General features: G+C 37.2%; 11 protein-coding genes. 7 read left to right on the top strand and 4 right to left on the bottom strand.

The window, feature by feature from the left end; genetic code table 11:
* Positions 1-140: 140 nt before the first annotated feature.
* The 3 genes from EHQ64_RS00920 to EHQ64_RS00910 all read left to right on the top strand — a co-directional run bounded on the left by EHQ64_RS00920 (position 141) and on the right by EHQ64_RS00910 (position 2,855).
* Positions 141-776, top strand: a complete 636-nt coding sequence (locus EHQ64_RS00920; RefSeq protein WP_246048488.1) for an SCO family protein — start codon at positions 141-143, stop codon at positions 774-776.
* A gap of 135 nt (positions 777-911) precedes the next feature.
* On the top strand, positions 912-2,459 hold the full coding sequence (locus EHQ64_RS00915; protein ID WP_135647632.1) for a methyl-accepting chemotaxis protein: 1,548 nt from the start codon (positions 912-914) through the stop codon (positions 2,457-2,459).
* A 114-nt stretch (positions 2,460-2,573) separates the two neighbouring features.
* A complete protein-coding gene (locus EHQ64_RS00910; RefSeq protein WP_135647631.1) occupies positions 2,574-2,855 on the top strand; it encodes a hypothetical protein in 282 nt (93 codons plus the stop codon).
* Positions 2,856-3,116: 261 nt separating this feature from the next.
* Here EHQ64_RS00910 and EHQ64_RS00905 read toward each other — a convergent pair whose 3' ends face one another.
* Positions 3,117-3,596, bottom strand: coding sequence for a DoxX family protein (locus EHQ64_RS00905; RefSeq protein ID WP_135647630.1), 480 nt, complete (start codon positions 3,594-3,596; stop codon positions 3,117-3,119).
* 735 nt (positions 3,597-4,331) lie between these two features.
* Here EHQ64_RS00905 and EHQ64_RS00900 point away from each other — a divergent pair.
* The 3 genes from EHQ64_RS00900 (at position 4,332) to EHQ64_RS00890 (ending at position 6,870) form a co-directional block, all read left to right on the top strand.
* A complete protein-coding gene (locus EHQ64_RS00900; RefSeq protein ID WP_135647629.1) occupies positions 4,332-5,492 on the top strand; it encodes a glycosyltransferase in 1,161 nt (386 codons plus the stop codon).
* Positions 5,493-5,597: 105 nt separating this feature from the next.
* Positions 5,598-6,140 (top strand): DJ-1 family glyoxalase III, encoded by a 543-nt coding sequence (locus EHQ64_RS00895; RefSeq protein ID WP_135647628.1) that lies wholly within the window; start codon positions 5,598-5,600, stop codon positions 6,138-6,140.
* A 1-nt stretch (position 6,141) separates the two neighbouring features.
* Positions 6,142-6,870 (top strand): SIR2 family NAD-dependent protein deacylase, encoded by a 729-nt coding sequence (locus tag EHQ64_RS00890; RefSeq protein ID WP_135647627.1) that lies wholly within the window; start codon positions 6,142-6,144, stop codon positions 6,868-6,870.
* On the opposite strand, the gene EHQ64_RS00885 is transcribed toward EHQ64_RS00890, so the two are convergent.
* Genes EHQ64_RS00885 through EHQ64_RS00875 form a run of 3 tightly spaced genes read right to left on the bottom strand, consistent with a single transcriptional unit; the run spans position 6,858 to position 9,959 of the window.
* Positions 6,858-7,952 carry a DUF1574 domain-containing protein gene (locus EHQ64_RS00885; protein WP_135647626.1) on the bottom strand — a complete coding sequence of 365 codons (1,095 nt, stop codon included), beginning with the start codon at positions 7,950-7,952 and terminating at the stop codon, positions 6,858-6,860. The two genes, EHQ64_RS00890 and EHQ64_RS00885, sit on opposite strands and share 13 nt — an antisense overlap.
* 12 nt (positions 7,953-7,964) lie before the next feature.
* Positions 7,965-9,464 (bottom strand): MBOAT family O-acyltransferase, encoded by a 1,500-nt coding sequence (locus EHQ64_RS00880; RefSeq protein WP_135647625.1) that lies wholly within the window; start codon positions 9,462-9,464, stop codon positions 7,965-7,967.
* A 3-nt stretch (positions 9,465-9,467) separates the two neighbouring features.
* Positions 9,468-9,959, bottom strand: a complete 492-nt coding sequence (locus EHQ64_RS00875; RefSeq protein WP_135647624.1) for an NYN domain-containing protein — start codon at positions 9,957-9,959, stop codon at positions 9,468-9,470.
* A 74-nt stretch (positions 9,960-10,033) separates the two neighbouring features.
* Between EHQ64_RS00875 and EHQ64_RS00870 the strand changes: the two genes are divergently transcribed.
* Entirely contained in the window at positions 10,034-10,882 is an 849-nt protein-coding gene (locus EHQ64_RS00870) for a hypothetical protein (protein WP_135647623.1), read from the top strand.
* Positions 10,883-10,895: the final 13 nt, after the last annotated feature.

Below are 10,895 nucleotides of genomic sequence, written 5' to 3'. Positions count from 1 at the left end.
ATATAAAACTATAATCTTCAACCGACTTTCGTATAATATTATATACGATTTTTTTCAAACAATTAAGTCAAACTTAACATAAATTGAAATAAATTTCCTTTAATTCGTTCTGCCTAATTTTTGGAAATTTTTTGAATAAAATGCAAGTCATTCGTCTTTGGTATATTAGAAGGTCTTTAAGCCTTCCAATATTCAGAATGAAGATCGAAATGTGGAAATTTTTTGTCGGAAGTTTTGCGGTTCTTTTTCCGCTCTTCTACTTTATACCTGGGAATCCATCAGGAATGATAGAAGCGGACAGAAATCTTCCAAAATTTGAAATTCTGAATGAAGAAGGAAAAATTACCGATATTCGAGACATTTTGACGGGTACGGATCATCTCGTTTATTTTGGATATTTAAACTGTAAATCTATCTGTCATGGAAGTTTAGCAAAATTAAAAGATCTCATATCAGAACATAAAGAGCTAAAATTAGCATTCGTTAGCTTAGATCCGGAAAAGGATTCAACAGAACGATTCAGAAGCTATTTTTCAAATTCTAATATCAAACCTCTTTTTATCAGAACAGAATCCAGAGGGCAGTCGTTCGAGCTCGCGAGATCGTTCGGTATCCAGGCATTCTCATCCAATAATTCGGCAGATATAGACCATCCGGACTCGCTCTTATGGGTGAATTCACATGGAAAGATCAAAGGTATATTCTTTGAATTTAATAAACATTGGAATCAAAACAGAAAAGAACTTTTAAAATTCATAAGCGACAACAGAAACTAAAGCGGAATAAATACTTAAGCGATTCATAATAAATGAAAATATTTCCTAATTTGTCCGTCAAAGCTAATAGATAAATTGAAAATCGATCGGCCAAAAAACAAAAAGCCGCATACATAAAAACCGATGGGAAAAAATATGAATCTGCCTACACAAAGACAGAATACGATCGAATCAGCTAAAATAAAATTCAAAGAAGAAACCAAAAAAGCAGATCTTTTCTTTTACTTACTTCTTCTAGCGCATATTCCATTCGCTCTTTTACTTTCTATTGAATACGGAACCTGGAAATTCGTCCTGAATTCCTCGGTTGCCATCGGAGTCTTAGCAAGTTTCGGCTTTTTATTCTTAAGAGGTGATTATAGCTTAAGGATACTCAACTCTGTTCTTCTAATGAGTTGGTCGGGAATACTCATACAATCCCAATTCGGAAGAATTGAGATGCATTTCCATGTATTCGTAGCCTTAGCGTTTTTATTATATTATAGAGATTGGAAAACGATACTTCCTGGTGCGCTTTACATCGCGGTCCACCACGGTCTACTATCATTCTGCCAAAGTGTAGGATTTCAACTATTAGAAACACCTATCATTATATTCAATTATGGAAATGGATGGGATATCGTATTATTGCATGCTATTTTTGTAATTTTCGAATCGGCTATATTGATCTATTTTTCTCTAACCTTTAAAAAAGAATTTATGAATCAGGCAATGAGCTTGATCATTCTTGAAGAAGTAAAAAATGATAATTCTTCCATACAGATCGAAGTTCAAGAAACTTCCAAATCTGTTAACGAGATCTTAGAAACCTTAGTCCAAAGCTCTACAACTGTAGCTGATAAAACAAGCGATCAAGCAAATAGTCTGGAAGAGATCAACGTGAGCATGAATCAAATATCCGGAGCGATCTCGGACGTATCCGATTCTGCAAGAAAACAGCTTGAAGCCACAAAAACATTAGAAGGTTCTTTTCAAAATTTAGAGATCAGCTTCCAAGATATGGAAACGGGATTAGTTTCCACTAAAGTTTTGTTCGAAACAGCTTGGAAACATGCTCGAGAGTCGGAAGAAAGTTTAAGATCCATAGAAAGATCGATCAAGCGGATCGAGACAAGTTCTTCCGGAACTGCTGCAAAATTAAGTACGATCAATGATATCGCAGACAAGGTAAATCTTCTTGCTTTAAATGCCTCGATAGAAGCAGCCAGAGCAGGGGAACATGGAAGAGGATTTGCTGTAGTTGCAGATGAAATCTCGAAATTAGCGGATCAGACTGGAAGAACGATCAAAGAAATTTCCAAATTGATCAGAGACGGAAAAGAAGAAATGACTAAAAATACAGAAATAGTCCAATCCGGAACAAAAACCATTTCTTTGATCTTAGGAGATGTGGATTCCATCAAAGACAGCTTAAACTCATTCTTCTCACTTTTAGAAGGCCAAACTGAAGTAAGGGTTACTGTAGCGGGTGCTTTATTCAATGTCGGAAAAATTGCAGAAAACGTGCATATCGCCACGGAAACGGAAAAAAGAAGTTTAGAAGAGATCAGGAACTTTTTGGACAGGATCCAAAACTCGAATTCTATTATTGCATCTCAAGCAATAGAGGCTGCTGAACTCGCAAGAAAATGTGAAGAACTAAGTAACTCACTCCAAAACCAAGTCCAAGAATTTAAGGCTTAGCAAGCCCAGGATAACTTTCTTAGGTCCAATACAGAATTTTTCTCTTAAAGAAATTTTTCGTTTGAAATATTTTCTTTCCAAAAGGAAAGTTCCTATTTGTTTTCGGACCTAACCATGAAAAAGATCCTATTTATTTCCGTTTCGGCCCTAGTTGTTGCGATATTTCTGGCCATTCCAGGCACCTTAAATTCCCAGAGTGGAGATATTGAGGCAGCAATCCAAGCTGCTTGCAATCGCCTAGTAGATGGCGGATTGTATAAAAGTTGCAAACCGGCACCAGGTTTTTCGCTTGGGCAAGGCTATTATAGCCAATCCGCTCAGATTAAATGCCAATGCGAAAACAAATCCGACAATGGCAAAACAATCGTTACGATCTCTTTATGGCAGGGATATTGATCTTTCTTCAATATAGATAGATCAGTCCCGCTTTCTTTTAAATTTAAAGATCCATCTAAAGAAAATTCGAACCAGGCCTTAAGAATTTCTGAACTCGAAAGGCCTGGAGTATCAAAAGTTGATGCCCCTCTTCCACCTAATGCGACATAATATGTATTATCGGAAGTTGGGGGAAGTCTTCCCTTTAAGAAAGACTTCTTGAAAACGTCGTCGTTACTACAAATCCTAAGATTTTCTTCCTTAAATAAAACCTACCTACGATTATTTCCGTTTCCAGATAGCATCAACCGAGAAACGCCCAGGACCGGAAAGATACAGAAACAAGGATCCCAAAACTTGTGAATATTCCGATCGGATCTCATGTAGGACTGCCCAAATCCCAACGATCGGAGGTGCTTGTGGTGGCGGCAACGGAGAGGTTCCGAAAAATAAAGGAAGTTTAGTAAGATACATTGCTACAAACATTTGTATCACAAATATAAAGCTAATCGGTTTTGTTAGGACCCCAAGAAGGATCATTATCCCACCTAAAATCTCTAAACCACCTATTAAAGATGCCACCAACTCAGGCTGAGAAAACCCTAATTTCGTAAAGCGGCCTATCCCCTGATTTACATATAGAAATTTGATGATCCCTTCCCAAATAAAAACTCCTCCTACAAGAATTCGAATGATTATATTATATCTGCCTTCCATATCCTCTATTCGAAAGAAATGACTGAATATATTTTTTAGAAACATTGTTTTTCCTTAGTTTTTGTAAGAGTAAAACCCTTACTTAATTTCCTTTTATTGTTTTCGAATTAGAAGATCGAAAGATGCGAAAAGTAGGAAAAATACATCCGCCTAGGAACAAACGATAAAATTAAAGCCCTTAACCCTTCTTGGTCGTTTGGGCTAAGAACTTTCTCAGGAGCGAGTTCGAAAATTCAGATCAAGGGCCATCGAAGCAGAATTGTATATTATACTAATATAATATACATACCAAAAACCCGATTCGAATAATAAAAAAGATTTCAAACCCAGTTCTTCAAGGTTTGAAATGCTTTTACTGCCAAAGATTCAGAGAAACGATATAGACCGCAGTTTACAGAACCTTTAACAAACTGATACTGGTTTTCCAAATGAATATACGACTCTTACACTATGGTCGGATTTAAGTAAAAGAGTTAGATCAACCCCTCCCATCTTAGAGCATATCTCTAACCTTTTCTCGAAAACTTTCTTTTTATTTACCATCAGCATTATCGATTAGTCTAACTTATGTAGATTACTCATATCAACCATATGTGATTGTAAGATTTTCGATTACTCATTGTAACACACTTCTCGACCGTATTACAAAATACGAATAGACCGCTTTCCATTTTATAGAAAATCACAAATACTTCGGTCGGATTTCAAAATTTTACTGTATGTAATTAATTAATTACTTAATAGATTGAATCCAAAAACACGAAATGGGATTTTGGTTCTATGCGCCCATCCGTCTCCATTATTCTTCCTACATACAACGAAAGCAAAAACCTACCAATCGCAGCGGATCGTATTTCTAGATCTCTGTCAGAATATGAACATGAGATCATCGTGGTGGATGACGATAGCCCGGATCATACATGGGAAGTTGCGGAAAATCTACAAGAGAGTATCCCGCAACTAAAAGTGATCCGTAGGTTGACTGGAAAAGGTTTATCTTCTGCAGTGCTTACTGGGATGGGAGCAGCAGAAGGAGAAGTTTTCGTAGTCATGGATTCGGACTTACAACACGACGAGAAAATTTTACCGGAAATGATCCGTTCATTCTATGAGAGAAATGTTGATCTATGTCTGGGAACTAGATATGCCAAAGGTGGCTCTACTGGGAAATGGTCCCTTGCTAGGATCGGAATTAGCCGTTTTGCAAACTTTTTAGCAAAACGATTTTTGGGACTTCCCGTTTCTGATCCAATGAGCGGTTATTTCGGAATAAAACGTTCGGTATATTCTGAAACTATAAATGAGATCAACCCAAGAGGTTTTAAAATACTTTTGGAGTTTTTAGGAAGAAGCAAAGAAGAATTGAAGATAGAAGAGATCCCATATACCTTTCAGAATCGTGTCTATGGAGAAACAAAACTGAATAACTCAGTGATCAAAAGTTTCTTTTTGGCAATCCTGGATATTCGTTTCGGGAAATGGATCTCTCCAACATTCCTACTCTATTCTCTTGTAGGAGCAACAGGAGTACTTGTAAATCTTCTAGGATTTTTAATAGCAGAATTGTTCAAATTTCCTGAAATACAGACCGGCATCTCCTTTTTAGATCCGTTCTCTTTATCAGTTTTTTTTGGGATTGAACTTTCTATTCTTTCCAATTTCTTCCTAAACAACTATTTTACTTTTTATGAAAGAAGATATTCCGGAAAGAATCTTACCTTCGGGTTCTTACTCTTTCATTCTGTAAGTTTAGTCGGGATCTTAGTACAAATGTCCGCGTTCCATTTCATTTACTACTCGGTATTCTCCAAATGGGCTTTCGCTTCTGAATTAACTTTGAAATTTAGTGCGGATATACTCTCCATACTTACTGCTATGATCTCGAATTATTTCCTCAATTCCAATCTCACTTGGTCCAAAAAACAAGAGTTAGAAGTTTAAAACAAACCCGGTTTTACGCACCGGGTTTTGATTGATTTAATCTTCATAGGTCTTTATTCTTTCATCGAAAGCGGTTTTAATACGTTTTCGATATAGGATAATAAAATGCCGAAAGTTTTGGTCCCTTATGCAGATGGGATGGAAGAAATGGAAGCGGTGATCGTAGTGGACGTTTTGCGCAGAGCCGGGATCGAGGTAGTGTCCGCAGGGATCCAAGATAAAACGGTAACCGCATCCCGTGGAGTAAAGTTAATCGCGGATTCGCTTCTCTCGGAGATTGACCCTTCAGAATTCGATATGATAGTCCTTCCAGGCGGGAATTTGGGAACAAAGAACCTGAACTCGAACGAACTAATTCCTAAAATATTAAAAGATTATAAAGAAGAAAATCGCTGGATCGGAGCAATTTGCGCGGCTCCAAATGTTCTCTTAACTCATTCCATTCTTCAAAATCAGAAATTTACGGCTTTTCCGGGTTCTATCCCAGCAAATGAAATGTATACCGGAAGTAGATTAGAATTAACGGACAAAATTCTCACAAGCATAGGCCCAGGATCCGCATTTGAATTCGCCTTGAAGATCGTAGAACTTCTTTCTGGTGCGGATAAAAAAACGGAAGTAGAAAAGAACTTACATCTTCCTTATTGATATGGAATTCCCTTCAGAGTTAAAAACGAAACTCAAATTTTCTAACAAGGTTTTAGCTCTTACCGGCGCTGGAATTTCTGCAGAAAGTGGAGTTCCTACATTTAGAGGAAAAGAAGGCCTATGGAAACAATATAGAGCGGAAGAACTTGCTACCCCCCAGGCTTTTTCAAAAGATCCTAAATTAGTTTGGGAATGGTATCTATGGAGAATGGAACTTATTTCCGAAAAATCTCCAAATCCCGCTCATTTCGCATTAGCAGAATTAGAAAAAATTAAATCTGATTTTTTCTTAATCACTCAAAACGTGGACGGACTTCACAAAAGATCCGGATCAGAAAAACTCATCGAAATTCACGGAAACATTTTCAGAAATCGTTGCACAAAATGCGGAAGAAGTTCCGCTTCAGATTTAACCAAACTAAAACAATCTACTGAATGCGGATCTTGTTCGAGTTTGGTAAGACCTGATGTTCTTTGGTTTGGAGAAAGTTATGATACGAATCTACTTCAAAGAGCAATCGAACTTGCGGCAGATTCTGAAATTGTTTTAGTAATCGGTTCATCCGGCGCTGTGGGAATTCCTGTAGAGCTCGCCAGGATCGCTAAGGAAAACGGAGCTTTCGTTATTGAGATCAATATAGATCCGAGCGGGTATAGTAGATACGCAGACCTATTTCTACAGGGAAAAGCGGGAGAGATCCTACCTAATATCCTTCCTTATTTTAAATGAGAAACTGAATGAGTTTCCGAAAGTTTTTTGAAGATAAAATCTCCGAAAACAGGAAAACAATTCGGGGACATATGCCCAGGATCCGCAAACTCTTCACAATTATATAAAGGATCTTCGTTCATATTCCAGAAAGCCGTTCCGGTATCTTGATTAAATTTATCTACGATCGGTCTCCAAACTTCTAAAGGAGTTTTTAATCCCTCCGTAGTTTCCACTTTTCGAGTGACATATAGATTAAAATAAGGACGGGCAACCTTTACCCAAATAGTCGCATATGGGATCTTAGATTCCTTTAATATCTGGATGGAATCTTTTTGCATTTCGAACATATTGGAATGAAATGTATATGGTTTTAAATAAGAGGAAAAATCCATTTCGGACGCCTTCACTAATTCCTCGTCAGTATGTTTTTGTTTGACTAGTTCTCTAGGAGTACTTCCTCTCTCTTCTTTTAACATAGTCAAAACTTTCTGAACTGCGCCTTTATATACTTTTGCCAATGCAGAAGAGTTTTGGGTCCTTTCCATAACTCTCCACAATTTAGGCCTATCCCTATACGTATGGAATAGGTTTTTGGAAATAAAAACGGACAATTCTTCCCTTGAGTATCTGGTCCAATGTCTTAAAATAAATTCAAAAGAAAGTCCATAAATCAAAACTTCGTCAAGAGCGAGTACCGGAGTTTTATTATAAATCTCTAAAGATTGATCCAGAAGAACGAATTCAGGTTTCACTCCATCCGACTTAAATCTTTCTACCCAATATAAAAAATAATCTGGAGATCCACCGGGTACGGAAAAATTATACAACACCCAGTCCGGATATTTTTTCTCCAATTCTTTAGTTGGAAGCAGAAGTGCTCTGGAATTTCCAAAGAACACCAATGTTTTTTTACGAGAATCCGGTTTTTCTTTTAGATATTTCTTTAGATCAGAATAAAGATCTTCTTTGCTGATAAAATTCAGATGAGATAAAGTATTGGAATAGTAATATTGAAAAAACTCAAGGGTCAATAAACGATCAATTACAAGGGAGATCAATAATACAAGTAATGGGAGTAGTAAAAAAGTATTCTTTTTCATAAAATTAGAGGCCTAAAATTGGCAATAAATACAAGCCCCTGAATCCTCCGACAATAAGGCGATCGCAAAAACGGTAATTACTCCTGAAAGGACCAATAACCAATCTCTACCCTTCCCCCATTTTAGTAAAAGATCCTTTCTGGATTGGATCAAATGAAAAACGATAAACCCTAGATAAGAGTAACCTATCTTTTCTATATTCTTCATAGATTCCAAAACGAAAGGAGAAGGACCTGTTACCAAGCCTATAGAATTTTCGATCCAACCTAATTGTAGAGAATATAAAGATTCAGAGAGATAATTTTGTGTGTTTGTTACAAGCCCAGTAATATGCTGGAGCATCTTAGTTGCGGAATTTGCCCGGAACATGATCGCGCTAAAGGAGAATAGGCAGAATACGAATTGGATCCTTAAGAAATTTATAATTCTACTCTTCGAATCTTCGTCGTTCCAACCGAACTTACCTACTAAAAATCTTTCGAAAGCGAGGATCACTCCCCAATAAAAACCCCAAGCAATGAATGTATAATCCGAACCATGCCAGATCCCACCTACTGTCATAGTGATGATCAGGTTTAAGTAAGTTCTCCATTCTCCCTTTCTACTTCCGCCCAAAGGGAAATAAATATAATCTCTCAGCCAGAAAGACAAACTCATATGCCATCTCTGCCAGAGCTCCCTTCCTGAAGGTGAAAATAGAGGTGCATTGAAGTTTTCAGGTAACTCGAATCCGAAGTATAATCCAACTCCTCGGGCCATATCGGTTAGTCCTGAAAAATCACAATACACTTGGATCGCGTATCCGAAAGCGGCTAAAACCAAGGACAAATTATCATACTGCCCAGGATTAGAAAAGACTGGAGCAATGACCCCAGCGACCGGATCTGCGATCAGTAATTTTTTAATGAGACCAGAGATGATAAGATAAGACGCTCTTACGATCTTATCCTTATCCGGACTTAGGTGTCCAATATTGATGAAATAATCCTTGGTCCTTAGGATCGGGCCTACGATCAGGATCGGAAAGAATATCACAAAACCTAGATATTGTTTTAGACCTACGATCTCTCCTTCCGGCTTTCTATAAGCATCCACAGCAGCCGCGATCATTTGAAAACTATAAAAACTTACCGCTAAAGGTAAGGAGATTTGTAGTATTCTCGGGACCTCGTCGAAAAAAGGATACCTGGTCAAATCAAATAGGATCTTGTTTATAAAATAAAAATATTTAAAAAATCCTAAATTGAATGCGTTTAAAAGGACTGCAGTTATCATCCAAGATCTGGATCTTGTAGAGGTCCTGATCTTGAAATAGGCATAATAATTCAGTAAAACGATTACAAAAAAATGTAAGAAGAAATAAAATCCGCTTAAGATCGTGGCAGATGCGACAATATAAAAAATGCCGCTAGAAAGAAGTAAAAAGTCGGATCTTCTTTTTTCAGGAAGAAGCCAGTAGATAGAATAAACAATGGAGAAAAAAACGAAGAATAATATCGAATTGTACAGCACTCTTTACTTTCCCTTCTTGAATAGTTCCTTCCAGTAGAGAATCTCTCCCGGAGAAAGTTTTGCGCCAGAGTCTTTTTCTTCCCTAGTAGGTTTTTCCGCTAAGGCGCTCTCTATTTTTTTTACAAACTCTTCGGATAGTATAGGTTTTGTTCCTAGTCTTTTTGCAAAAGCTAAAATTTCCTGATCGGAAGTCACTACGAATAAGTCTGCAGGCCTTGGAGCAAATTTGATATATTCTTTGATCAAATCGTCTGCTTTCCTGTCTTGGCTGAAATACACATGTATCTTTCCATACGAATCTTCTTTGGTTTCGTTCCCTTTTTCTTTTTTGCCATCGAAGAAAACATGGACCTTGGAACTTTTAAGTTTATTCGAATAAGATTCCAAAATTCTTAAGAGACCCACTCTCGCATCTCTCAACCTATTGGAATACATGTATTCTTCCAATTCAGGTATTTTGTAAATCAGATTGAAACCGTCTACGACTAAATGCATCCCTTTAAAACTAGTGACCAGAATGTATGTTTTGGAAAAACTTGTAAAGACAGAACCGAATCGTAAAATGGCTCATGGCTGAAGAGATTCCTAAATCACAAAAAACCTCTAAAATCAGGAACTTCATCCAAACGATAAAATATTGGAGAAGTGTACTCCCCGGAACTGCCAGGGATTATTTTCTTTTAAGTCTAGCATCGATAGACGTATTCTTCCTTCTATTCGTAAATTCCTATAAAGAATTCATTCATAAAGATATTCCTACATACGTTTTGGCATTCGACTTATTCACCATATTTTTATGGGGAATAGAAGTTTGGATCAAAATTAGACAAAAAAAAGACATAAAGAAATATTTACGAACAAATTGGTACGAACTGATCGGTATCGTGCCATTATATTTTTTAAGACCATTCCTTCTTTTAAGAGGAGTAAAACTTGCGATCGCTTTCTATCGATTTGGGACTTCCGGACAAAACGTAAGCGAAGTACTTACTAGAGAAATTACATTTCGATTCAGGGATGTGATCGTAGATACGATCGCGGACGCAGTCTTCCTACATTCTTTGGAAAGAGTGGAAGAAGTTATGCTCAGATTGGACTATAGCCAACTCGCAAAAGAGGCTATCTCCAAACATAATGATCAATTGAACACAAAAGTGAACGAGTCTTTACAGTCCAAGTTTTTGCTCGAAGAATTATCTAAACTACCGTTCATGTCGGAGATCTCCCGAAAATTAGGCGAGGATATCGGAAGAATGATCGCTGAAGTTTTAGAGACGGAAGTAATCGGAGATATTATGAAGGATATCACCGCTAATATCTTAAAAGAAATGGCAGAGCATGTAAAAAAACTTCCTTTAGAAAGAATTACTGAACCGAAGGAAGAGATCCCCTCCCCTCCTTCTCTTCCTAATACTTAATAGTTTTCTGCTT

It is taken from the genome of Leptospira sarikeiensis (assembly GCF_004769615.1).
Classification (GTDB): Bacteria; Spirochaetota; Leptospiria; order Leptospirales; family Leptospiraceae; genus Leptospira_B; species Leptospira_B sarikeiensis.
This window is presented reverse-complemented; position numbering and strand designations above follow the sequence as displayed.